The organism is Citrobacter sp. CK194 (assembly GCF_030333395.1).
Lineage (GTDB): Bacteria > Pseudomonadota > Gammaproteobacteria > Enterobacterales > Enterobacteriaceae > Citrobacter_B > Citrobacter_B koseri.
Genome location: NZ_JAOWGA010000018.1, coordinates 762284 through 786715, shown reverse-complemented (window position 1 = coordinate 786715; position 24432 = coordinate 762284). Strand labels below are relative to the sequence as shown.

Annotated in this window: 26 protein-coding genes; 12 read left to right on the top strand and 14 right to left on the bottom strand. The window is 57.5% G+C overall.

Annotated features, from left to right (window positions below):
* Window positions 1–20: 20 nt before the first annotated feature.
* From hycI to hycA, 9 genes are all read right to left on the bottom strand, one after another.
* Window positions 21–494, bottom strand: coding sequence for a hydrogenase maturation peptidase HycI (gene hycI, locus OGX80_RS15480; protein WP_115181232.1), 474 nt, complete (start codon window positions 492–494; stop codon window positions 21–23).
* On the bottom strand, window positions 487–897 hold the full coding sequence (locus tag OGX80_RS15475; protein ID WP_115181231.1) for a formate hydrogenlyase maturation HycH family protein: 411 nt from the start codon (window positions 895–897) through the stop codon (window positions 487–489). The genes hycI and OGX80_RS15475 overlap by 8 nt, the downstream gene beginning before the upstream one ends.
* A complete protein-coding gene (gene hycG / locus OGX80_RS15470) occupies window positions 894–1661 on the bottom strand; it encodes a formate hydrogenlyase subunit HycG (protein WP_012134830.1) in 768 nt (255 codons plus the stop codon). The genes OGX80_RS15475 and hycG overlap by 4 nt, the downstream gene beginning before the upstream one ends.
* Window positions 1661–2203, bottom strand: coding sequence for a formate hydrogenlyase complex iron-sulfur subunit (locus tag OGX80_RS15465; protein ID WP_049011105.1), 543 nt, complete (start codon window positions 2201–2203; stop codon window positions 1661–1663). The genes hycG and OGX80_RS15465 overlap by 1 nt, the downstream gene beginning before the upstream one ends.
* Before the next feature lie 9 nt (window positions 2204–2212).
* Window positions 2213–3922, bottom strand: a complete 1710-nt coding sequence (hycE, locus tag OGX80_RS15460) for a formate hydrogenlyase subunit HycE (protein WP_012134832.1) — start codon at window positions 3920–3922, stop codon at window positions 2213–2215.
* Between the two features lie 17 nt (window positions 3923–3939).
* Window positions 3940–4863, bottom strand: a complete 924-nt coding sequence (locus OGX80_RS15455; RefSeq protein ID WP_012134833.1) for a respiratory chain complex I subunit 1 family protein — start codon at window positions 4861–4863, stop codon at window positions 3940–3942.
* Window positions 4864–4865: 2 nt separating this feature from the next.
* Window positions 4866–6692: a formate hydrogenlyase subunit 3 gene (hycC, locus tag OGX80_RS15450; RefSeq protein WP_115181230.1), complete on the bottom strand. Its 1827-nt coding sequence runs from the start codon at window positions 6690–6692 to the stop codon at window positions 4866–4868.
* The gene (gene hycB, locus OGX80_RS15445; protein ID WP_047461668.1) at window positions 6689–7300 is read right to left on the bottom strand and encodes a formate hydrogenlyase subunit HycB; all 612 of its coding nucleotides are present in this window, start codon (window positions 7298–7300) and stop codon (window positions 6689–6691) included. The genes hycC and hycB overlap by 4 nt, the downstream gene beginning before the upstream one ends.
* Window positions 7301–7446: 146 nt before the next feature.
* Complete coding sequence (hycA, locus tag OGX80_RS15440; protein WP_012134837.1) at window positions 7447–7908, bottom strand: formate hydrogenlyase regulator HycA; 462 nt, start codon at window positions 7906–7908, stop codon at window positions 7447–7449.
* Window positions 7909–8117: 209 nt separating this feature from the next.
* Between hycA and hypA the strand changes: the two genes are divergently transcribed.
* The 7 genes from hypA to OGX80_RS15405 all read left to right on the top strand — a co-directional run bounded on the left by hypA (window position 8118) and on the right by OGX80_RS15405 (window position 14797).
* Window positions 8118–8489, top strand: coding sequence for a hydrogenase maturation nickel metallochaperone HypA (gene hypA, locus OGX80_RS15435; protein ID WP_024130894.1), 372 nt, complete (start codon window positions 8118–8120; stop codon window positions 8487–8489).
* 103 nt (window positions 8490–8592) lie between these two features.
* The gene (hypB, locus tag OGX80_RS15430; RefSeq protein ID WP_012134839.1) at window positions 8593–9465 is read left to right on the top strand and encodes a hydrogenase nickel incorporation protein HypB; all 873 of its coding nucleotides are present in this window, start codon (window positions 8593–8595) and stop codon (window positions 9463–9465) included.
* Window positions 9456–9728, top strand: a complete 273-nt coding sequence (hypC, locus tag OGX80_RS15425) for a hydrogenase 3 maturation protein HypC (protein ID WP_047461662.1) — start codon at window positions 9456–9458, stop codon at window positions 9726–9728. Before hypB ends, hypC begins: the two co-directional genes overlap by 10 nt.
* Window positions 9728–10849, top strand: a complete 1122-nt coding sequence (gene hypD / locus OGX80_RS15420) for a hydrogenase formation protein HypD (RefSeq protein ID WP_012134841.1) — start codon at window positions 9728–9730, stop codon at window positions 10847–10849. Before hypC ends, hypD begins: the two co-directional genes overlap by 1 nt.
* Entirely contained in the window at window positions 10846–11856 is a 1011-nt protein-coding gene (hypE, locus tag OGX80_RS15415) for a hydrogenase expression/formation protein HypE (RefSeq protein WP_047461655.1), read from the top strand. Before hypD ends, hypE begins: the two co-directional genes overlap by 4 nt.
* Window positions 11857–12245: 389 nt before the next feature.
* Entirely contained in the window at window positions 12246–14324 is a 2079-nt protein-coding gene (gene flhA / locus OGX80_RS15410; RefSeq protein WP_115181229.1) for a formate hydrogenlyase transcriptional activator FlhA, read from the top strand.
* 44 nt (window positions 14325–14368) lie between these two features.
* Window positions 14369–14797, top strand: a complete 429-nt coding sequence (locus OGX80_RS15405) for a TOBE domain-containing protein (RefSeq protein WP_115181228.1) — start codon at window positions 14369–14371, stop codon at window positions 14795–14797.
* A gap of 76 nt (window positions 14798–14873) precedes the next feature.
* Here OGX80_RS15405 and OGX80_RS15400 read toward each other — a convergent pair whose 3' ends face one another.
* Window positions 14874–15218 carry a nitrous oxide-stimulated promoter family protein gene (locus tag OGX80_RS15400; RefSeq protein WP_024130896.1) on the bottom strand — a complete coding sequence of 115 codons (345 nt, stop codon included), beginning with the start codon at window positions 15216–15218 and terminating at the stop codon, window positions 14874–14876.
* 187 nt (window positions 15219–15405) lie between these two features.
* On the opposite strand from OGX80_RS15400, the gene sitA reads away from it, so the two are divergent.
* The 5 genes from sitA (at window position 15406) to mutS (ending at window position 21547) form a co-directional block, all read left to right on the top strand.
* Complete coding sequence (sitA, locus tag OGX80_RS15395) at window positions 15406–16323, top strand: iron/manganese ABC transporter substrate-binding protein SitA (protein WP_047461652.1); 918 nt, start codon at window positions 15406–15408, stop codon at window positions 16321–16323.
* Window positions 16320–17141: an iron/manganese ABC transporter ATP-binding protein SitB gene (gene sitB, locus OGX80_RS15390; RefSeq protein ID WP_058668011.1), complete on the top strand. Its 822-nt coding sequence runs from the start codon at window positions 16320–16322 to the stop codon at window positions 17139–17141. The genes sitA and sitB overlap by 4 nt, the downstream gene beginning before the upstream one ends.
* The gene (gene sitC / locus OGX80_RS15385; RefSeq protein ID WP_012134848.1) at window positions 17138–17998 is read left to right on the top strand and encodes an iron/manganese ABC transporter permease subunit SitC; all 861 of its coding nucleotides are present in this window, start codon (window positions 17138–17140) and stop codon (window positions 17996–17998) included. Before sitB ends, sitC begins: the two co-directional genes overlap by 4 nt.
* The gene (gene sitD, locus OGX80_RS15380) at window positions 17989–18837 is read left to right on the top strand and encodes an iron/manganese ABC transporter permease subunit SitD (protein WP_012134850.1); all 849 of its coding nucleotides are present in this window, start codon (window positions 17989–17991) and stop codon (window positions 18835–18837) included. Before sitC ends, sitD begins: the two co-directional genes overlap by 10 nt.
* A gap of 148 nt (window positions 18838–18985) precedes the next feature.
* Window positions 18986–21547: a DNA mismatch repair protein MutS gene (gene mutS, locus OGX80_RS15375; protein WP_012134851.1), complete on the top strand. Its 2562-nt coding sequence runs from the start codon at window positions 18986–18988 to the stop codon at window positions 21545–21547.
* Window positions 21548–21594: 47 nt separating this feature from the next.
* Here mutS and OGX80_RS15370 read toward each other — a convergent pair whose 3' ends face one another.
* Genes OGX80_RS15370 through OGX80_RS15355 form a run of 4 tightly spaced genes read right to left on the bottom strand, consistent with a single transcriptional unit; the run spans window position 21595 to window position 24281 of the window.
* Window positions 21595–21963, bottom strand: a complete 369-nt coding sequence (locus OGX80_RS15370) for a hypothetical protein (RefSeq protein ID WP_142757140.1) — start codon at window positions 21961–21963, stop codon at window positions 21595–21597.
* Window positions 21964–22013: 50 nt separating this feature from the next.
* The gene (locus tag OGX80_RS15365) at window positions 22014–22250 is read right to left on the bottom strand and encodes a non-oxidative hydroxyarylic acid decarboxylases subunit D (RefSeq protein ID WP_115181227.1); all 237 of its coding nucleotides are present in this window, start codon (window positions 22248–22250) and stop codon (window positions 22014–22016) included.
* 10 nt (window positions 22251–22260) lie between these two features.
* Entirely contained in the window at window positions 22261–23688 is a 1428-nt protein-coding gene (locus OGX80_RS15360; protein ID WP_110493893.1) for a non-oxidative hydroxyarylic acid decarboxylases subunit C, read from the bottom strand.
* Complete coding sequence (locus OGX80_RS15355) at window positions 23688–24281, bottom strand: non-oxidative hydroxyarylic acid decarboxylases subunit B (protein ID WP_115181226.1); 594 nt, start codon at window positions 24279–24281, stop codon at window positions 23688–23690. The genes OGX80_RS15360 and OGX80_RS15355 overlap by 1 nt, the downstream gene beginning before the upstream one ends.
* Window positions 24282–24432: the final 151 nt, after the last annotated feature.

Below are 24432 nucleotides of genomic sequence, written 5' to 3'. Positions count from 1 at the left end.
TCCGGCATCACAAACGACGCCTACTCCTCGTCCTCAGCAACCAACTGCTCAAATCCACCATTCCCCTGCCACCCTTCAAGATGCTGATAAACCACTTCCACCGCCTCTTTCACCGGCGGCGTCATCGGATAATAAAAACCAACGATATCCGGCTGGATGCCGAGGAAAATCACGTCGCCAACGTCCTCTTTCAGCTGATCCACCAGGTAATTCAACGGCATATTGTGGGTGGTCATCATAAACATTTCGGCGATGTCATCCGGGTCGATGATGCGGATCTCGCCCGGATTCAGCCCCATGTCGGTCGCATCGACAATCAGCAGACGATCCGGGCGCAGTTCGCGGATCGCGACAATATCGTTCTCCGGCGCGCTGCCGCCGTCAATAACAACCCAGTTGCCTTTAGGCTGCGCGGCGCACATCTCGGCCAGTAGTGGCCCGGCGCCGTCATCGCCCATCATACTGTTGCCGACGCACAATAAAACGTCAGTCACGGTGTCTCCTCACCATCAGATAGATGGCGCTTTCCTGATGAATATCGTGGAGCATACTCAGCATCAGCTTGCTCCACGCCTGCTGTTGCGGGCTTTGCGCAGCGAGCGCGCCGTCGAAAGCGCGCGCCAGCATTTGCACATGGTTAAAATCGATGACGATCTCGCCGTACTTCGGCACGCCTTCCATTTTACGTCTGGCCTCGCTTCCCTCTTCCAGAGTTGCAATCCACGCCAGATAATCCTCCCACGGGCAGGTTAACGCCGCTTCCAGGCAGTCGATGACCCCAAGGTGGTGGCCAATCGCCAGGCTGTAATAGACAACCTGCTGCGCCTCGGCAGGCGTCGCATCGTTCTCATCAATAAACTTACGGCTCAGTTGACTGAACACCACCGTTTCACTCATCGGATACGCGCCTCTTCAACCACATGATTCAGGTGGGTGACGATCTCGGTCAGACGCGGATCGTTTTCCGCTTCCAGCCAGCGCGCCACCTGATGTTCACCCTGCCCCAGTTGGGTCAGGTAATCATCGGCGATCTGACGGCCATAGCGATAACCCGCCAGACGACGCGCCGCGCGATCCACCTTCACGCGCAGCGGCTGCACCATATCAGGATGCAGAATCTCTGCCGCCTGCTCGTCCAGTTCACCCGGCGCGCGGGCGTGGATTTTCTGCTCCAGCAAACCCAGCGCCATCGCGAAACCGTACAACGTTGCCGCAGGCGTCGGCGGGCAACCCGGAATGTAGACATCCACCGGTACGATTTTGTCGGTGCCGCCCCAGACGCAGTACAGGTCGTGGAAGATACCGCCGCTGTTACCGCAGGCGCCGTAAGAGATACAGATTTTTGGGTCCGGCGCGGACTGCCAGGCGCGCAGCGCCGGAGAACGCATCGCGCGCGTCACCGCCCCGGTGAACAGCAGAATATCCGCATGACGCGGCGACGGGACGACTTTGATACCAAAACGTTCGGCGTCAAACAGCGGAGAAAGGGTGGCAAAAATTTCAATTTCGCAGCCGTTGCAGCCACCGCAGTCCACGCGGTAGACATACGCCGAACGCTTAATGTTTTTCAGCAAAGACGCCTTCATGCTGGCGATGGATTCATCCACCGTCATCGGCAGCGGAATGCCGTTGGCGTCGCGTGGGCCTAATAAATTGCTCATCAGCTGGCCTCTTTCATATGGCGAGTCAGTTCAATACGGTCGGACGGCACCAGGCATTTCTGACGCTTGCAGTCCGGGCAGGTCTCAAAGCTTTCACGGTGATGTTCCGCGCGGCTGTCGCCATTGTGTTTCAGCAGCGCGATGGCGTAATCAATCTCTTTCTGCACCGCGAAAGGACGGTTGCACACGCGGCAATTGCACAGCGTAAAGCGGGACTGTTGCAGAAAGTCCTCTTTCTTCCACACCGCCAGCTCATATTCCTGCGAGAGTTTAATCGCCGCTGTCGGGCACACTTCTTCACAGCGGGCGCAAAAGATGCAACGCCCGAGGTTGAACTGCCAGGCCAGCTCGCCGGTAACAAGGCAGGTTTCAACCGTCAGCGCATTCGACGGGCAGGCATTGACGCAGGCTGCGCAGCCAATACACTGCTGCGGATTATGCTCCGGTTTGCCACGGAAGTTTTTATCGACCGCAATCGGCTCCAGCGGATACGACGACGTCGGCGCGCCGGTTTTGATAACTTTTTTGATAAAGGTAAACATGGCGATTCCTTATTTCAGCGGCGAGTTTTTACGCTCAATGCTGTAGCGCTCAAGTTCTTTGTACGGCACGACTTTGCTCTTCTTCTTACGCACATCCACCACGGTCATGCGGTCGGTACAGGAGTAGCAAGGGTCGAGGCTACCGATGATCAGCGGCGCGTCGGAGACCGTGTTACCGCGCAGCATATAGCGCAGGGTCGGCCAGTTGGCGTAGGTCGCCGCACGGCAGCGCCAGCGGTACAGCTTCTGGTTGTCGCCGGTCATGCTCCAGTGGATGTCATCCCCGCGCGGCGCTTCGGCAAAGCCCAGCGCAAAACGGTGTGGGATATAGGTAAAGCCTTCCACCATCAGCGGGCCGCCCGGCAGGTTGTCCAGGCCGAAATCGATCATGTTCAGCGCGGTGTACACTTCGTTGATGCGCACTTTCAGACGGGAAATGACGTCACAGCCCTGCTCGCTATGCACTTCCATCGGCAGCAGGCCGTAGCCGACAAACGGGTGATCGGCGCGGGTATCGCGCGCGTGACCGCTGGCGCGCACCATCGGCCCCACGTTACTGAAGTCGCGGGCGATTTCCGGGTCGAGGCGCCCAATGCCGACGGTGCGCTGCTCCATGTTCGGCGTGCTGAGCAGCATATCCACCAGTTCCTGCACCTCGCGGCGCATCTGCTGCGCCAGTTGACGGGTCTGGATCATGTCCTCTTTCAGCAGATCGCGACGAATCCCGCCGATCAGGTTCAGACCGTAGGTTTTACGCGCCCCGGTAAGGATCTCCGCCATCTTCATCGACGTTTCACGCACGCGGAAGAACTGCATAAAGCCGGAGTCAAAGCCGGTGAAGTGACAGGCCAGGCCGAGGTTCAGCAGGTGTGAATGCAGACGCTCCACCTCCAGCAGAATGGCGCGAATCATCTGCGCGCGTTCCGGCACCACGATGCCCATCGCATTCTCGACGGAGGTGGTATAGGCGGTGCTGTGAGCAAAGCCGCAAATGCCGCACACGCGGTCCGACAGGAAGGTGACTTCGTTGTAACCCATACGGGTTTCCGCCAGTTTCTCCATGCCGCGATGGACGTAGAACAGGCGGTAATCGGCGTCGATAATGTTTTCGCCGTCAACAAACAGACGGAAGTGACCCGGTTCATCAGAGGTGACGTGCAGCGGGCCGATCGGCACCACGTTGTTTTTCTTGTCACCCAGCTCGTTGATAAATTCGTAGGTTTCGGCATCGGTGGTCGGCGCCGGGCGTTGACGGTAATCCATGCTGTCTTTACGCAGAGGATAGAGTTCATCCGGCCAGTCATCCGGCAGCACCAGGCGGCGTTCGTCAGGCAGCCCTACCGGAATCAGGCCATACATGTCGCGCACTTCACGTTCGCCCCAGACGGCAGCCGGCACGCGCGGCGTCACGGACGGAAACTCCAGTTTGTTGGCATCGACTTCAACGCGCACGGTAATCCAGCACTTCGTCCCCTGCTCCATCGACAGCACGTAGTAAACGGCATAGTGGCCGCACAGCTGGCGTTCGTCGTTGCCAAACAGTACCGAGAGCCATCCGCCCTGTTTGTAGTAGAGAAACTCCACCACTTCCGGCAGGTAGTTCACCTTCACGGTGAGGGTCAGCTGATCTTTGGTCTGCCAGGCTTCGTCCAGCACCACGCCCGGAAAAGCCTGGTGCAGCGCCGCAAGGTATTGTTGACCTAATTTTTCTTCAGACATGCTCAAACTCTCTTAAATCACGCCACCAGCAAGGAGACGAATGCTAAAAACGCAAACCCAAAACCGGCCCAGGTCACGCGTGAAGTGGCGCAAAAACGCAGGCGCGCCATGCTGTTTTCGAACAGGGCAATCACCAGTACGCCAGCGATCAGCTTGACGATGGCAATCACCAGCGCCAGCAGCAGCCCACCCGCGCTGAAGGTTTCCATCTGTCCCCACGGCAGGAATACGCCGACAAACATTTGCAGCACCACCAGCTGTTTCAGGCTGATGCCCCACTTCAGCACCGCGAAGCCGCTGCCGCTGTATTCGGTCAACGGGCCTTCCTGCAACTCCTGCTCCGCTTCCGCCAGATCGAACGGCAGTTTGCCCATCTCGATAAAGGTGGCGAACGCGCAGGCGCACAGCGCCAGCATCAGCGGAATGCTGCGCGCTGCCGGCCAGTGGTAAATCGTGTCGGTGATATTGCTGATGTGCGTGGAACCGGCCACCTGCGCCGCCACCCACAGGCCGAGCAGCAGGATTGGCTCCACCAGTACGCCGAGCATCGCTTCGCGGCTTGCGCCGATCGCGGTAAACGGACTCCCGGTATCCAGACCGGCAATAGAAAAGAAGAAACGGGCGATCGCAAAGAGGTAGATCAGGGTGATCAGATCGCCCAACTGCGGCAACGGTGAACCAACCGTCACCACCGGCAGCGCGGTCGCGATAGTCAGCATGACGCCGACCATCACAAACGGCGTTAGGCGAAAGACCCAGCCGGAATCGGCAGGCGCAACGCTCTGGCGCCCCAACAGTTTGATCAGGTCGCGATACTCCTGCAAAACGCCCGGCCCGCGACGGTTGTGCAACCGGGCACGCGCCACGCGGGTAATACCGGACAGCAGCGGCGCTGCGGCGAATAACACCAGCGCCTGAATTAACGGATATAACACACTCATTCTCAGGCTCCTCGTGAAACCACAATCACCACCAGCACCGCCAGCTCAATCAGCGCCAGGCGGCGGAACAGAACCGGTGCCGCCGCATTCTGCCAGCCCGGAACCAGCGATACCGGGTTAAGCCATTTACGCAACTTAAGTACCGGGGCAAAGGCCTCTTTCACCGGCATGGCGAAACCGTGGGCGGTAATCACCATCGACTGCTCGTGGTCGTAGCCACAGACCCAGGCCGCGCCGCGTGAACGCGACGGCAGACGGTTGCCTTTGAAAATCGCCATGATGATGAACGGCAGCAGCGGACAGGCGATCAGCAGCAGCGCGATCATCGGCGGAGAAACGGTGGTATTTGCCGTCTCCAGCGGCAGCGGGACGGCAGCGGAAATCAGCGGCAGCAGCCACGGCGCGGCAACGCCGCCCAGCACGCAGCAAATGGCCAGCGCGACGACGCTCACCCCCATCAGGATTGGCGCGCAGCAGGCGTTTTCCGCCTCTTTGGTACGCGGCGCGCCAAGGAACGTAACGCCATAGACTTTCGCCATACACATCACCGCCAGCGCACCGGTAATCGCCAGCCCCACGGCCAGCAATGGCCCTAACAGACGGCCAATGAACGCGCCGCTGTTGCCCAGTTTGAAGAAGGACTGATAGATAACCCACTCACCGGCAAACCCGTTCAGCGGCGGCAGCGCGGCCATCGCCATCAGGCCAATCAGCATCGCGACAGAAATCACCGGCATACGCTTGCCGATGCCGCCCAGTTTTTCAATGTCACGATGACCGGTACGGAACCAAATGCCGCCCGCGCCCAAAAACAGCACGCTTTTGAACAGGCTATGGTTGACCAGATGATAGAGACCACCGGTCAGGCCGAGCGCAATCAGCGCTGGTTGATTAAGGGCAATACCGGTGACGCCCGCGCCCAGACCGAGCAGGATAATGCCGATGCTTTCCAGGGTGTGGTACGCCAGCAGACGCTGAATGTTATGTTCCATCATCGCATACAGACCGCCGACAAACGCGGTGATCATGCCGAGCACCAGCAGCAGAACGCCCCACCACAGCGGCGCATTGCCGCCAATCAGCGATAAAGAGAGAATGCCCAGCAGACCCATTTTCATCACCACGGTAGAGAACAGGGCCGCCGCCGGCGCGCTGGCGTTGGCGTGCGCCTGCGGCACCCAACCGTGCAGCGGGATAATCCCGGCCAGCAGACCAAAACCGACTACGCCGAGCAGCCAGATGTCAGAACCGAGCGGCATCGCCTGGGCGCGCAGATCGAGCAGACGCAGCTCCAGCGTGCCGTAACGCTGCCACACCAGCCAGCAGGCGACAGCCAGCAGCAGCGTACCGATACGCCCCAGCGCAAACCACAGTTTGCCCTCTTTGCTGCAACCGGTAAGAAACACCGCGCACAGCGCCATGATTTCCGCCATCACCACCAGCGTGCCGAGATTGCTGGCGACGACCGCACAAACTGCCGCCGCCATCAGCAGGTTTACCAGCAGCCCGTTGGCTAACACCTGTGGGTGACGATGCCAGTCGATGTTGTACAGGCTGACGAACAGCCCGCACAGCCCCAGCGTAATCAGCCAGATGGCGTTCAGCGGGGTGATTTGTAAACCATGACCGATCAACGGCATCACGCCGCTGACCGCTGTCGCATTCACCAGGACGGAAAAACCCGCCGCCGCAGTATACAGACTGCCGACCGCGCCGCCGACACCGGCGACCCAGCCGCTCAGCGCTTTATGAAAGGAAAACAGAAATGCCAGTACGGCCGCCGCCGCGAACCAGGCCACACCGCTATTGATCAGTGAAATTGCGTTCATTTTGCCTCCCCACTTTGCGCCTGCTGAAACAAGGTGAGATCGCCAAAATCGGTGTTGAAGGTCAGCTCACGTTTGCGCTTGCTGGCGCGGGCGATATCCATGTTATTCACCAGGTGCAACGCGTTGGTCGGACACATCCGCACGCAGGCCGGGCCTTGTTCGTCGAAGCTGCACAGATCGCATTTGACCGCGATGGCGCGCACGCCCGGCACCCAGTCCAGCAGCGTGCTGACGCGTGCCGGCGCGGGAGGCGCCGGCGGGGCTTTCGGTGAATTGGCATTCGCCGGAATATGCAGCGGACGGCTGCCGGAAAATTCAATCGCGCCGAACGGGCAGGCAATGCCACACAGCTTGCAGCTTACGCACAGGCTTTCATTCAACTGTACGGCGCCGTCTACCCGATTGATGGCGTTCACCGGGCACACCACGGCACAGGGCGCATCTTCACAGTGGTGACACAGCTGCGGCGCGGATTCTTTTTCATTGAGCATCACTTTCAGCCGCGGCATTGATTGCAGGCCGTGCTGGCGATGCGTCTCTGAACAGGCTGCTTCACAGGTGTGGCAGCCAATACAGAGCGTGGAGTCAGCAATTACAAAACGATTCACCAGGCATTCCTCAGGTGATAGTCATTTTTGACGAAAACATGTCTGAAAAATGTCATTTTCGACACTTATCGACATTCCCATCCCCTCAAACATTCATATGCAGCGTGAAGCGCACGCCGCGAGTAACAACGGGCAGCGCCTCGTGCTTATGCCGCCGGGCTATTTCCCTTTACCAGTTGACGTAAATTCACCGGGCGATTGTTTTCCACGGCGGTATATAAGCTGTCGTAAACGCTGGCGATTTTTTCGAGATAGTGCTCCAGCACCTGCTCGCGATCGCGGTTACTGACCTTCTCATCAACGAGACCGTCAATGGTCAATTGCGCTTGTGCAATCAACTGCTTATCTTCACCGTCTTTGGTTTCGACGTAATACTCGATGGTGTGGCTGTTAAAACCGTCCGCCAGGGTGACGTAAATCGTGAAGTGCTCGAAAAGCACAAAGCACAGATCTTTGTCCGGCGCACAGCTCATGGCGTGATGCAGACGCGCTTTTGATAAGGTGATCCCCTGAACCAGTGAGTTGCAGTAGATTCGCCACTGGTCCAGCAGGCGATGATGCCGCTGCGCGATGTAATCAGCCTTTTCGCTTATTTCCCAAATAGTCATGTCAGGTTACCCGGTTAGCAGAGATAGCCAGCCTTAAGCATTTTCCATGCCAGTTTTTAAACCTTTATTTTTCATGATGATACAAAAACAACCATCACGTTCGACGCTGTGACGACATGTCATTTCGTCATCGTCGTCATTGTCACAAGCAAGGGAGAAATAACTGGCATATTTATTGCTTATTCAGGGCAATGAATTCGGGAGGCGATATGCACGAAATAACTCTCTGCCAACGGGCACTGGAATTAATTGAACAACAGGCCGCTGCGCACGGTGCAAAACGGGTAACTGGGGTCTGGCTCAAAATTGGCGCATTTTCTTGCGTAGAAACCAGCGCTCTCGCCTTTTGTTTTGATCTGGTATGCCGTGGCACCCTGGCGGAAGGTTGTAAACTCCACCTCGAAGAACAAGAAGCCGAATGCTGGTGCGAGTCTTGTCAGCAGTACGTCACGTTACTGACGCAGCGCGTGCGCCGTTGTCCGCAATGCCAGAGTGACACGCTACGCATTGTGGCCGATGACGGATTGCAGATTCGCCGAATTGAAATAGACAGTAATCCAACGCCGGATAGCGACGCCTGAGCGTCTTATCCGGCCGACAGGAATGGCCTGAGTTGTAGGCTGCATAAAGCAAAGCCGCCATCCGGCAATAGAGTTACCGCAAGATAGAGATCAGGAGTGAGCGATGTGTACAACATGCGGTTGCGGTGAAGGCAACCTTTATATAGAGGGAGATGAGCATAATCCCCATTCGGCGTTTCGTAGCGCGCCTTTTGCCCCGGCGGCTCGCCCGGCGCTGAACATCACCGGCGTGAAGACATCCGCCTTTACCCCGAGCCAGACCGCAGAAGGCGATCTGCACTACGGTCATGGAGAAGCGGGAACCCATGCGCCGGGTATGAGCCAGCGCCGGATGCTGGAAGTCGAAATTGACGTGCTGGACAAAAACAACCGTCTGGCCGAGCGCAACCGCGCCCGCTTCGCCGCCCGCCAGCATCTGGTGCTCAACCTTGTCTCCAGCCCCGGTTCCGGTAAAACCACCCTGCTGACCGAAACGCTGATGAAGTTAAAAGACAGTGTGCCGTGCGCGGTGATTGAAGGCGACCAGCAGACGGTCAACGACGCCGCCCGCATCCGCGCGACCGGTACGCCTGCTATTCAGGTCAACACCGGCAAAGGCTGCCATCTTGATGCGCAAATGATTGCCGATGCCGCTCCGCGTCTGCCGCTGGCCGACAACGGTATTCTGTTTATCGAAAACGTCGGCAACCTTGTCTGCCCGGCCAGCTTTGACCTCGGCGAGCGCCATAAAGTGGCGGTGCTTTCCGTTACGGAAGGCGAAGACAAGCCGCTGAAATACCCGCATATGTTCGCCGCCGCTTCGCTCATGCTCCTGAACAAAGTCGATCTGCTGCCGTACCTCAATTTTGACGTTGAGAAGTGCATCGCCAGCGCCCGGGAAGTCAATCCTGACATTGAGATCATCCTCATCTCCGCCACCAGCGGCGAAGGGATGGATCGGTGGCTGAACTGGCTGGAGGCACAGCGATGTGCATAGGCGTTCCGGGGCAAATTCGCTCCATTGACGGCAATCAGGCGAAAGTCGATGTCTGCGGCATCCAGCGCGATGTCGACCTGACGCTGGTTGGCAGTTGCGATGAGAGCGGTGAGCCGCGTCTGGGCCAGTGGGTGCTGGTTCACGTTGGTTTTGCCATGAGTGTGATTAACGAAGCGGAAGCGCGCGACACCCTCGACGCGCTGCAAAACATGTTTGATGTCGAACCGGACGTCGGCGCTTTGTTGTATGGCGAGGAAAAATAATGCGTTTTGTTGACGAATATCGCGCGCCGGAACAGGTAATGCAGTTGATTGATCACCTGCGTGAACGTGCCGCGCATCTCCCTTATACCGCCGAACGTCCGCTGCGCATCATGGAAGTGTGCGGCGGTCATACGCACGCCATCTTCAAGTTCGGCCTCGACCAGCTGCTGCCCGACAACGTGGAGTTTATCCACGGCCCCGGCTGCCCGGTGTGCGTGCTGCCGATGGGCAGAATTGACAGCTGCGTGGAGATCGCCAGCCATCCTGAGGTGATTTTCTGCACCTTTGGCGATGCCATACGCGTACCGGGGAAACAGGGTTCGCTATTGCAGGCCAAAGCCCGTGGCGCAGATATCCGCATTGTTTATTCGCCAATGGATGCCCTGAAACTGGCGCAGGAAAACCCAACGCGCAAAGTCGTTTTCTTCGGTCTGGGATTTGAAACCACCATGCCGACCACCGCCATCACGCTGCAACAGGCGAAGCTTCGCAACGTGCAGAACTTTTACTTTTTCTGCCAGCACATCACGCTTATTCCAACGCTGCGCAGCCTGCTGGAGCAGCCGGATAACGGAATTGACGCGTTTCTCGCGCCGGGTCACGTCAGCATGGTGATCGGCACCGACGCCTATAGCTTCATCGCGACGGATTTCCATCGTCCTCTGGTGGTGGCGGGATTCGAACCGCTTGATCTACTGCAAGGCGTCGTCATGCTGGTTGAGCAGAAAATAGCCTCCCATAGCCAGGTTGAGAACCAGTACCGTCGCGTGGTGCCGGATGCCGGTAATCTACTGGCGCAACAGGCTATCGCCGAGGTGTTTTGCGTCAACGGCGACAGCGAATGGCGCGGGCTGGGCGTGATTGAATCATCCGGTGTCCACCTGACGCCAGACTACCAGCGGTTTGACGCCGAAGCGCACTTCCGCCCGGCGCCGCAACAGGTGTGCGACGATCCGCGTGCGCGCTGCGGAGAAGTGCTCACCGGCAAGTGCAAACCGCACCAGTGCCCGTTGTTTGGCACGACCTGTAACCCGCAGACGGCGTTCGGCGCATTAATGGTCTCCTCCGAGGGGGCATGCGCCGCCTGGTATCAATATCGTCAGCAGGAGTGTGAAGCATGAACAGCGTACAACTTGCCCACGGCAGCGGCGGTCTGGCCATGCAGCAGCTGATTAACAGCCTGTTTATGGAGGCCTTTGCCAACCCGTGGCTGGCTGAGCAGGAAGATCAGGCGCGTCTTGAACTGGCGCAACTGGCGGCGGAAGGCGACCGCCTGGCCTTCTCCACCGACAGCTATGTTATTGACCCGCTGTTTTTCCCCGGCGGCAATATCGGCAAACTGGCGATTTGCGGCACGGCCAACGACGTGGCGGTCAGCGGCGCGATCCCGCGTTATCTCTCCTGCGGCTTTATCCTCGAAGAAGGTCTGCCGATGGAGACGCTGAAAAGCGTGGTGAACAGCATGGCGGCAACCGCGCGCGAAGCCGGTATCGCCATTGTGACCGGTGATACCAAAGTCGTTCAGCGCGGCGCGGCGGATAAGCTGTTCATCAACACCGCCGGGATGGGGGCGATTCCCGCCAATATTCACTGGGGGGCGCAGACATTAAGCGTGGGAGATGTGCTGCTGGTCAGCGGCACGCTCGGCGATCATGGCGCAACGATCCTCAATTTGCGTGAACAACTGGGGCTGGATGGCGAACTGGTCAGCGACTGCGCAGTATTAACCCCGCTTATTCAGACGCTGCGCGATATTCCAGGCGTGAAAGCCTTACGCGATGCGACGCGCGGCGGCGTGAATGCTGTCGCCCATGAGTTTGCCGCCGCCTGCGGCTTCGGTATTGAGTTGTCTGAATCCGCGCTGCCGGTCAAACCGGCGGTGCGCGGCGTCTGCGAACTGCTGGGGCTGGATGCGCTTAACTTTGCCAATGAAGGCAAACTGGTGATCGCCGTTGAGCGCCAGGCCGCAGACGCGGTGCTTGACGCGCTGCGCGCGCACCCGCTGGGCCGCGATGCGGCGCCGATCGGCGAGGTAGTTGAACGCAGAGGCGTTCGCCTGGCCGGTCTGTATGGCGTGAAACGTACCCTTGATTTACCCCACGCCGAACCGTTGCCGCGTATATGCTAGCGCCTGATGGCGCTGTGCTTATCAGGCCTACGGTTCGACGCAGTTTGTTGGCCGGATAAGGCGTTTACGCCGCCATCCGGCAAAGGCGCCTGATGGCGCTATGCTTATCAGGCCTACGGTTCAACGTAGTTTGTAGGCCGGATAAGGCGTTTACGCCGCCATCCGGCAAAGGCGCCTGATGGCGCTGCGCTTATCAGGCCTACGGTTCGACGCAGTTTGTAGGCCGGATAAGGCGTTTACGCCGCCATCCGGCAAAGGCGCCTGATGGCGCTGCGCTTATCAGGCCTACGGATGGACAGGCCTGCGGTGATACCCAAAATATATTACCTATATCTATAATTTATTTACCGTTTTCGCACTGCATCGCGGTGCTTTTCTGGAAAAGCAACATGTCGTATACACCGATGAGCGATCTCGGACAACAAGGTTTGTTCGACATCACTCGTACATTATTGCAGCAGCCCGACCTGGCGTCGCTCAGTGAAGCGCTTTCGCAACTGGTCAAGCGCTCAGCGCTGGCCGACAGCGCGGCTATTGTGTTATGGCAGCCACAGACACAACGCGCGCGTTATTATGCAACTCGCGAAAATGGTAAACCTGTCGCGTATGAAGACGAAACCGTGCTGGCACACGGCCCGGTTCGGCGCATTCTCTCGCGCCCCGATGCGCTGCACTGCAATCATCATGAATTCAGCGAAACCTGGCCGCAACTGGCGACAAGCGGGCTGTACGGTGAATTTGGCCACTACTGTTTGCTGCCGCTGGCCGCTGAAGGGCGCATTTTTGGCGGCTGCGAATTCATCCGCCAAAACGACCAGCCGTGGAGCGAGAAAGAGTACGAACGTCTGCAAACCTTCACCCAGATTGTCGCAGTAGTCGCTGAGCAAATTCAGTGTCGGGTCAGCAATAACGTTGACTACGATCTCCTGTGCCGTGAGCGCGACAACTTCCGCATTCTGGTGGCGATCACCAATGCCGTGCTTTCACGGCTGGACATCGACGAACTGGTGAGCGAAGTCGCGAAAGAGATCCACCACTACTTTAATATCGATGCCATTAGCATCGTCCTGCACAGCTCCCGCAAAAATAAGCTGAGCATCTATTCCACGCATTATCTGGATGAACATAATCCCGCGCATGAACAAAGCGAAGTGGACGAAGCGGGAACGCTCTCTGAACGGGTTTTCAAAAGCAAAGAGATGCTGCTGATTAACCTGAACGAGCGGGATACGCTTGCGCCGTACGAACGCATGCTGTTCGACACCTGGGGCAACCAGATACAGACCCTGTGTCTGCTGCCGCTGATGTCCGGCAATACAATGCTCGGCGTGCTGAAGCTGGCGCAATGCGAAGAAAAAGTGTTTACCACCGCCAACCTCAAACTGCTGCGCCAGATTGCCGAACGCGTGGCGATTGCCGTGGACAACGCCCTCGCCTATCAGGAGATTCACCGGCTGAAAGAGCGTCTGGTCGACGAGAACCTGGCGCTTACCGAGCAGCTCAATAACGTGGATAGCGAATTTGGCGAGATAATCGGTCGCAGCGAAGCCATGTACAACGTACTCAAGCAGGTGGAGATGGTGGCGCAAAGCGACAGCACCGTCCTGATCCTCGGTGAAACAGGAACCGGTAAAGAGCTGATCGCCAGGGCGATTCATAATCTGAGCGGGCGTAACGCACGGCGAATGGTGAAGATGAATTGCGCGGCGATGCCCGCCGGGCTGCTGGAAAGCGATCTGTTTGGTCACGAGCGCGGCGCCTTTACCGGCGCCAGCGCGCAGCGTATTGGTCGTTTTGAGCTGGCGGATAAAAGCTCGCTGTTTCTTGATGAAGTGGGCGACATGCCGCTGGAGCTACAGCCGAAACTGCTGCGCGTGCTCCAGGAGCAGGAATTTGAACGTCTGGGCAGCAATAAACTGATCCAGACGGACGTCAGGCTGATCGCCGCCACCAATCGCGATCTGAAAAAAATGGTGGCCGATCGTGAGTTCCGCAACGATCTCTATTACCGTCTGAACGTCTTTCCGATCCAGCTCCCGCCGCTGCGCGAGCGCCCGGAGGACATTCCGCTGCTGGTCAAAGCCTTCACCTTTAAAATCGCCCGCCGGATGGGGCGCAACATCAACAGTATTCCTGCCGAAACGCTGCGCACGCTGAGCAATATGGAGTGGCCGGGGAACGTCCGCGAGCTGGAAAACGTCGTCGAGCGCGCCGTTCTGCTGACGCGGGGCAACGTGCTGCAACTCTCGCTGCCGGACATGGGAATGCTCACGCCGGGCGCGCCGCCGGTCGCCACCGAAGTCGCCCAGGAGGGCGAGGATGAATTTCAGCTCATTATGCGCGTGTTGAAAGAGACAAATGGCGTGGTGGCGGGGCCAAAAGGCGCCGCGCAGCGTCTGGGGCTGAAGCGCACCACCCTGCTCTCTCGCATGAAACGATTAGGCATTGATAAAGATGCATTGGTATAGCATCTCTGGCTATACTGGCAGATATCTCAACGAAAGGAGGCAGTATGGCGATATCAGCACGTAATCAACTGACCGGTACGGTTAGCGCAGTCGCAACGGGTGCGGTGAATGATGAAGTTGAACTGACGCTGGCGGGCGGCGCAAAACTGGTGGCGATTGTCACTCACAGCAGCCAGCAGGCGCTGGGTCTGACAAACGGAAAAGACGCCATTGCTTTGATTAAAGCCCCCTGGGTTACTCTGGCAAGCGAAGATTGCGGCCTGAAGTTTTCCGCCCGCAACCAGTTTGCCGGTAGCGTATCTCAGGTGACGGAAGGCGCAGTCAACGCGACTGTACACATCAAAACCGACGCTGGTTTTGAGATTGTGGCCGTTGTCACCAATGAGAGTCAGGAAGAGATGAAACTGGCGCAGGGCAGTCGCGTTATTGCGCTGATTAAGGCGTCAGCGATTCTGATTGCGACCAAAGCGTAATGGTGTTGCCCGATGGCGCTAACGCTTATCGGGCCTACGCAACTGCGATTAACTCCCGCCATCCGGCAAGACACATTTATTTCTTGCGCTGATACTTTTCCGGCAATTCCGGGACGGGGCGTTTGTCATCAATAAGGTGACGGATGGTCAAAATCGGATGGCGCCAGAGCATTCTTGGGCCTGCCCAACGCATGATCTGCTTCATCTCCTCACGCTTCGCGGGCTGATAACAGTGCACCGGACACTGCTTACAGGCCGGTTTTTCCTCGCCAAACACGCACTTATCCAGCCGCTTTTGCGCATAGGCAAACAGCGCATCGTAATGACCTTGCTCGTTTGAGGCCTGCGGGCACTGGCTCTCGTACAGCGCGATCATTTTTTTAATCGTCAGTTTTTCACGAGCAATACGCTTACCGGACATGATGCCTCCACAAATAAGTTGCATAAATAATACACCTTATCTTCTCTCAGGACTATCACCCTAAGGTGACACATCCTTAGCGCCCTACGTAAATAAGAATTATTTTCATTTATCTATACCTTGTGCTATATAACATAGCAAAGGCTATATTCGATGAATAATTAACCGCATTATGATGAGGGATACTATGCCGCACTTGCTCCGTCTGAAATCCATTCTCCTTGCCAGCGCGCTGGCGATGCTTGCGCTGTCGCCTGCTTATGCAAAAGATAAATTTAAGGTCATCACAACGTTTACCGTCATCGCCGACATGGCGAAAAACGTAGCGGGCGATGCGGCGGACGTCAGTTCAATCACGAAGCCTGGCGCGGAGATCCACGAGTATCAGCCGACGCCCGGCGACATTAAGCGGGCGCAGGGCGCGCAGCTGATCCTCTCTAACGGCCTGAACCTGGAGCTGTGGTTCGCCCGGTTCTACCAGCACTTATCCGGCGTGCCGGAAGTTACGGTATCCAACGGCGTGAAGCCGATGGGCATTACCGAAGGGCCGTATAACGGCAAACCCAACCCGCACGCCTGGATGTCGGCGGAAAATGCGCTGATTTACGTGGATAACATTCGCGATGCGCTGGTGAAATACGATCCAGATAACGCCGCGACATACCAGAAAAACGCCGAAAACTATAAAGCCCAAATCCGCCAGACGCTCGATCCACTACGCGACGCACTGGCGAAGATTCCTGCCGACAAGCGCTGGCTGGTGACCAGTGAAGGCGCATTTTCCTATCTGGCGCGCGATAACGACCTGAAAGAGCTGTACCTCTGGCCGATCAACGCCGATCAGCAAGGCACGCCTAAACAGGTACGCAAAGTGATCGACGCGATCAGGGAACATCACATCCCGGCGGTGTTCAGCGAAAGTACCGTTTCCGATAAACCGGCCCGCCAGGTCGCGCGTGAATCCGGCGCGCACTACGGCGGTGTGCTATATGTTGATTCTCTGAGCGCTGCCGACGGTCCGGTGCCGACGTATCTGGATCTGCTGCGCGTCACAACTGAAACCATCGTCAGCGGCATCACTGACGGGCTGAGGAGCCAGAAATGAGTCAATCTGCGATTACCGTTGATCGCGTCACGGTGACGTATCGCAATGGTCACACTGCCCTGCGGGACACAACGTTTCAGGTGCCTGGCGGCTCAATTGCCGCGCTGGTTGGCGTCAACGGTTCAGGGAAATCGACGCTGTTTAAGGCATTGATGGGGTTTGTCCGACTGGCGAAGGGAGAAATCGCCATCCTGCAACAGCCCGTCAACAAAGCGTTGAAGCAGAATCTGATCGCCTATGTCCCGCAATCTGAAGAGGTGGACTGGTCGTTTCCGGTACTGGTGGAAGATGTGGTGATGATGGGGCGCTACGGCCATATGGGGTGGCTGCGCCGCCCCAGCGCGCGCGATCGTGAAAGCGTGGACGCTGCGCTGGCGCGGGTGGACATGCTGGAATATCGCTATCGGCAGATTGGCGAGCTTTCCGGCGGGCAGAAAAAACGCGTCTTTCTGGCCAGAGCCATTGCCCAGGACGGGCAGGTTATTCTTCTGGATGAGCCTTTTACCGGCGTTGACGTAAAAACCGAAGCCCGCATTATTGCCCTGTTGCGCGAGCTGCGCGATGAAGGCCGCACCATGCTGGTTTCAACGCATAACCTCGGCTCGGTAACGGAGTTTTGCGATTACACGGTGATGATCAAAGGCACCGTGCTGGCGAGCGGCCCGACGGAAACCACCTTCACCGCTGAAAACCTCGAACTGGCGTTCAGCGGCGTATTGCGTCATGTGGCGCTGAGCGGCGGCGAGGAGCATATCATCACCGACGACGAGCGCCCCTTTATCTCACGGCGCGCGGCAGGCGGAGGAGAATCATCATGAACTGGCTTGTGGAACCGTTCGGCTACCAGTACATGCTCAACGCCATGTGGGTCTCGGCAATGGTCGGCGGCCTGTGCGCCTTTCTCTCCTGCTATCTGATGCTTAAAGGCTGGTCGCTGATTGGCGACGCGCTTTCCCACTCCATCGTCCCCGGCGTGGCGGGCGCGTATATGCTGGGGCTGCCCTTCTCTCTCGGCGCGTTTCTCTCCGGCGGCCTGGCGGCGGGCAGCATGCTTTTTCTCAACCAGCGTTCACGCCTGAAGGAAGACGCGATTATCGGTCTTATCTTCTCCTCTTTCTTTGGCATCGGGCTGTTTATGGTTTCGCTCAATCCGATGTCGGTCAACATCCAGACCATTATCCTCGGCAACGTGCTGGCTATTGCGCCAGAAGATATTCTGCAACTGGCGATCATAGGTACGGTCTCTCTGGTGATTTTGCTGCTGAAGTGGAAAGATCTGATGGTGACTTTTTTCGACGAAAACCATGCGCGATCGATTGGGCTTAACCCCGCCCGGCTGAAGCTGCTGTTTTTCACGTTGCTGTCGGTCTCCACCGTCGCCGCGCTGCAAACCGTCGGCGCTTTTCTGGTGATCTGTCTGGTGGTCACGCCTGGCGCCACCGCCTGGCTGCTGACCGATCGTTTTCCGCGCCTGTTAACCATCGCCGTCGCCATCGGCAGCCTGACCAGCTTTTTCGGCGCCTGGCTCAGCTACTGGCTGGATGGTGCGACCGGCGGGATCATCGTCGTCCTGCAAACGCTATTGTTTCTGCTGGCGTTTATCTTCGCTCCGAAACACGGCCTGCTTGCCAACCGCCGCCGTGCGCGTCTGAATAAGGAGACCCCATGCGCTTAACTGCCCTACTGGAACCCTTCCAGTTTGATTTTATGATCAACGCGCTCATGGTCTCGGCAATTGTGGCGATCCCCTGCGCGTTATTGTCGGTGTTTCTGGTGCTGAAAGGCTGGGCGTTAATGGGCGACGCCATGAGTCACGCCGTGTTCCCCGGCATTGTGCTGGCCTATATCGCCGGTATTCCGCTGGCCATCGGCGCGTTTATTGCCGGGCTATTCTGCGCGGTTGCCACCGGCTATCTCGACGATAACAGCCGCATTAAGCGCGATACCATCATGGGAATCGTCTTCTCAGGAATGTTTGGCGCAGGGCTGGTGCTGTACGTTTCTATCCAGTCTGAAGTCCATCTGGATCATATTCTGTTCGGCGATATGCTGGGCGTGTCCATCAGCGATATTCTGCAAACGGCGCTGATTGCTCTGGGTATTGCGCTGATTATCGGGCTAAAATGGAAAGACTTTTTACTGCATGCCTTCGATCCACACCAGGCAAAAGCCAGCGGCCTTAATACCTCCCTGCTGCATTATGGTCTGTTGTGCATGATCGCGTTGACCATCGTCGCAACGCTGAAATCGGTGGGGATTATTCTTTCCATCTCGCTGTTAATCGCCCCTGGCGCGATTGCGATTTTGCTGACGCGACGTTTTGCCCGCGCGCTGATGCTGGCGGTCACGCTGTCGGTCGTCACCTCTTTTCTCGGCGTTTATCTGTCGTTTTTCCTCGACAGCGCCCCTGCGCCAACCATCGTAGTATTGTTCACTGCGATCTTCATCGTGGCATTTATTTACGCTACGTTGCGGGAGCGGCGTTCCGAAATGCAGCTCAAACAGCAGTTATAAAAATCAGAAACGGAATAAGGATCGATAAGTCGTCCATCGCTGCTTTCCCTGAAATGCGTATCTCCGTTATCATGTGCCCCTTATGTGATAACAACGAAAAGAAAAAGCATCGCAATCCATTTAAAATCAGGGAACTGGACACGACTCCATGAGTACAATCGATAATCTCGACGCCCATACCCCAATGATGCAGCAGTATCTCAAGCTGAAAGCCCAGCACCCGGAGATCCTGCTGTTTTACCGCATGGGCGATTTTTACGAACTGTTTTACGACGATGCACGCCGCGCCTCGCAATTACTCGATATTTCACTGACCAAACGCGGCGCATCGGCGGGCGAACCGATTCCGATGGCGGGCATCCCGCATCACGCCGTCGAAAACTACCTTGCGAAGCTGGTCAATCAAGGGGAGTCCGTCGCAATCTGTGAACAGATTGGCGATCCGGCCACCAGCAAAGGCCCGGTTGAACGTAAGGTCGTGCGCATCGTTACGCCTGGCACCATCAGCGATGAAGCGCTGTTGCAGGAGCGCCAGGACAACCTGCTGGCCGCCATCTGGCAGGACAGCAAAGGCTACGGTTACGCCACGCTGGACATCAGCTCCGGGCGTTTTCGCTTAAGCGAACCGGTTGACCGTGAAACGATGGCCGCAGAATTACAGCGCACTAACCCGGCAGAACTGCTGTACGCCGAAGATTTTGCCGAAATGGCGCTGATCGACGGCCGCCGTGGTTTACGCCGTCGCCCGCTGTGGGAATTTGAAATCGATACCGCTCGCCAGCAGCTAAACCTGCAATTTGGTACGCGGGACCTGATCGGCTTTGGCGTAGAGAACGCACCACGCGGACTGTGCGCCGCAGGCTGTCTGTTGCAGTACGTCAAAGACACCCAGCGCACTTCACTGCCGCACATTCGCTCCATTACGATGGAACGCCAGCAGGACAGCATCATTATGGATGCCGCCACTCGCCGCAACCTGGAGATCACCCAGAACCTGGCGGGCGGCGTGGACAATACGCTGGCTTCGGTGCTCGACTGCACCGTCACGCCAATGGGCAGCCGTATGCTCAAACGCTGGCTGCATATGCCGGTGCGCGACACGAAAACCCTGATCGAACGTCAGCAGACCATTGGCGCGTTGCAGGATGTGACCAGTGAATTGCAACCGGTGCTGCGTCAGGTGGGCGACCTGGAGCGTATCCTCGCCCGTCTGGCCTTGCGTACCGCCCGACCACGCGATCTCGCCCGTATGCGTCACGCCTTCCAGCAGTTACCGGAACTGCGCGCACAGCTTGAAACCGTAACCAGCGCCCCCGTGCAGAACCTGCGCGAGAAAATGGGCGAGTTTACCGAACTGCGCGATCTGCTGGAACGCGCCATTATCGACGCGCCGCCGGTTCTGGTGCGCGACGGCGGCGTTATTGCGCCGGGCTACAACGAAGAGCTGGACGAATGGCGCGCGCTGGCTGACGGGGCGACCGACTATCTCGATCGTCTGGAAATCCGCGAGCGTGAACGTACCGGGCTGGATACGCTGAAAGTCGGCTTTAACGCCGTACACGGTTATTACATCCAGATCAGCCGTGGGCAAAGCCACCTGGCGCCCATTAACTACGTCCGCCGTCAGACGCTGAAAAACGCCGAGCGCTACATTATTCCCGAGCTGAAAGAGTACGAAGACAAAGTTCTGACCTCTAAAGGCAAAGCGCTGGCGCTGGAAAAACAGCTTTATGACGAGCTGTTCGATCTGCTGCTCCCTCACCTGGCAGAGCTGCAACAGAGCGCCAATGCGCTGGCTGAGCTGGACGTGCTGGTCAACCTGGCTGAACGCGCGTATACGCTGAATTATACCTGTCCGACCTTTAGCGATAAGCCCGGCATTCGTATTACCGAAGGTCGCCATCCGGTTGTCGAGCAGGTGCTGAACGAGCCGTTTATCGCCAACCCGCTGAACCTTTCCCCACAGCGCCGGATGCTGATTATCACCGGGCCGAACATGGGGGGTAAAAGCACCTATATGCGTCAGACCGCGCTGATTGCGCTGCTGGCGTATATTGGCAGCTACGTGCCTGCGCAAAGCGTTGAGATTGGCCCGATCGACCGCATCTTTACCCGCGTAGGCGCGGCGGACGATCTGGCTTCCGGTCGTTCAACCTTCATGGTCGAGATGACCGAAACCGCCAATATTTTGCACAACGCGACCGAAAACAGTCTGGTTTTGATGGACGAAATCGGGCGCGGCACATCGACCTATGACGGCCTGTCGCTGGCGTGGGCGTGTGCGGAAAATCTGGCGAATAAGATCAAAGCGCTGACGCTGTTCGCCACCCACTACTTCGAACTGACGCAGTTGCCGGAGAAAATGGAAGGCGTCGCGAATGTGCATCTGGACGCGCTGGAGCACGGCGATACCATCGCCTTTATGCACAGCGTGCAGGACGGGGCGGCAAGCAAGAGTTACGGTCTGGCGGTAGCTGCGCTGGCGGGCGTGCCGAAAGAGGTGATCAAACGCGCGCGGCAGAAGCTGCGCGAGCTGGAAAGCCTCTCGCCGAATGCCGCCGCGACCCAGGTGGATGGTACGCAGATGTCGCTGCTGTCGGTTGCGGAAGAGACCTCTCCTGCCGTTGAAGCGCTGGAGAACCTCGACCCTGACTCTCTGACGCCACGCCAGGCGCTGGAGTGGATCTACCGGTTGAAGAGTCTGGTGTAAATCAGAAACGCCCGGTGGCGCTACGCTTACCGGGCCTACAAGAAGCATCACAATAAGTAGGCCGGATAAGGCGTCAGCCGCCATCCGGCACAACGCCCGATGCACAGGCCAGCAAAACACCCCCCAATCCGTAGGCCGGATAAGGCGTAGCCGCCATCCGGCACAACGCCCGGTGCACAGGCCAGCAAGACACACCACAATCCGTAGGCCGGATAAGGCGTCAGCCGCCATCCGGCACAACGCCCGGTGCACAGGCCAGCAAGACACACCACAATCCGTAGGCCGGATAAGGCGTCAGCCGCCATCCGGCACAACGCCCGATGCACGAACCAGCAAAACACAACCACAATACGTAGGCCGGATAAGGTGCCAGCCGCCATCCGGCACAACGCCCGATGCACAGGCCAGCAAGACACACCATAATACGTAGGCCGGATAAGGCGTCAGCCGCCATCCGGCTTTTTTATTAACGCTTATCTTCCGCCAGCAGCGGTGGAATGCCCGGCACCATCGGCGCTTGATCAATATCTTTCTGCGTCATGCGAAACGCTTTCGGATAATGTTCACGGCTGGTACGGCGTAGCGGCTCGGTATCACGCCAGGTGTACAGACAATGCTGGCACTGATACACCGTCCAGATCCCTTTGACCGGAGAGGTCGCCATCAATTCAATATGTTCATCAGCGCAACGTGGACAAATCATCTGCTACTCCTTATTTACGGTTGGCCAGCATGGCAGTCAGCTTTTCAGCCCAGGCTTTGGTTTCCGGTAAATCACATACCGGCTGGCTGTAGTGGCCGCGATTATCCGGCGCAACCGGCGTTGTGGCGTCGATGATCAGTTTGTCAGTGATCCCCGCCGGGCTTGAGCCTGGGTCCAGTTCCAGCACCGACATGTTCGGCAGCTGCACCAGATCGCCTGCCGGGTTGACCTTAGACGACAGCGCCCACATCACCTGCGGCAGGTTGAACGGATCGACATCCTCATCAACCATAATCACCATCTTCACATAGCCCAGACCGTGCGGCGTGGTCATTGCCCGCAGGCCGACTGCGCGGGCAAACCCGCCATAGCGTTTTTTGGTCGAGATAATCGCCAGCAGACCGTGGGTATACATGGCGTTAACCGCCTGCACTTCCGGGAACTCCGCTTTCAACTGCTGATACAGCGGCACACAGGTCGCTGGCCCCATCAGGTAGTCAATTTCAGTCCACGGCATCCCGAGGTAGAGCGATTCAAAAATCGGTTTAGTGCGATAAGACACTTTGTCGATGCGCACTACCGTCATATTTCGCCCACCAGAATAGTGGCCGGTAAACTCGCCAAACGGCCCTTCAATTTCACGCTTACGGCTTTCGATCACCCCTTCAAGGATCACTTCTGAACCCCACGGCACATCAAAGCCGGTCAGCGGCGCGGTGGCGATCGGGTATGGGCTTTCGCGCAGCGCGCCCGCCATTTCATACTCAGACTGATCGTATTTCAGCGGAGTGGCGCCCATCAGAGTAATGATCGGATCGTTACCGAGCGTAATAGCAATCGGCAGATCTTCGCCACGCTCTTCCGCCTTATGCAGATGCAGCGCGATATCGTGCATTGGCACCGGTTGCAGGCCCAGCTTGCGCTTGCCTTTCACTTCCATCCGGTAGATACCCACATTCTGCTTGCCAAAGTGATCCGGGTCGAGCGGATCGCGGGAGACGACACAGGCTTTATCCAGATAGAAGCCGCCATCGCCATCGTTGAGGCGAAACAGCGGCAGAATATCAAACAGGTTGATCGCCTCGCCATCAACGGTGTTTTCCGCCCACGCCGGGTTGGCTCGGCGCTCGGGGGCGACGGGGAACGTGTCCCAGCGGCGGATAAATTCATCAATTTGCTTTTTTACTGGCGTATTGGGCGGCAAGCCTAAAGAGATGGCATGGTTCTGCCAGGAACCAATGGTGTTCATCGCCACGCGCGCATCCGTGAAGCCACGGATATTATCGAACCACAGCGCGGGCGCGCCGTCGCCAATGCGCCCGGTTGCGTTAGCCGCAGCAGCCAGATCCGGCTCTGCATTCACTTCTTCACTGATTTTCAGCAGTTGCCCCTGCTCGTCGAGCGCCTGCAAAAAGCTGCGTAAGTCATCAAATGCCATTATTCATTCTCCTGTGAAAAATTCTGCGCCTGCTGCAACCCCTGCCAGCGCCGGGCACGCGGATGCTCCAGACCAAACTGATCCAGCACACGCGCCACAATATGCTGCGTAATATCATCAATGGTTTGCGGATGGTTGTAGAAAGCAGGCATGGGCGGCACCATCGCGACCCCCATGCGAGAAAGGGCGAGCATGTTTTCCAGATGGATCGTGCTGAGCGGCATTTCACGCGGCACCAGCACCAGTTTGCGCCCTTCTTTCAGCACCACGTCGGCGGCACGGCCAACTAACCCCTCGGCATATCCTGCGCGAATCCCCGCCAGCGTTTTCATACTGCAAGGAATAATGATCATGCCGTCGGTGCGAAATGAGCCGGAAGAGATCGTCGCCGCCTGATCCGCCGGGTTATGGCAGTAATCAGCCAGTCCGGCAACATCTCGCGCACTGTAAGGCGTTTCCAGCTCAATGGTCGTTTTGGCCCACTTAGACATTACCAGGTGTGTTTCTACTGTCGGCATTTGCCACAGCGCCTGTAGCAGCGCAATGCCTAGCGGCGCCCCCGTTGCGCCGGTCATCCCCACAATCAGTCTCATCCATCACTCCATTTTGTTCGTATACGAACGTTTTAGATAAAATACGCTACCCGGAATACCTGGACAAGCTTCATTCCCCATAGCCGCACGGAGAGCTAAAAGATTGAGCATTATAAAAATTGCTACAACCCGTTATGATAGCAACAGATAT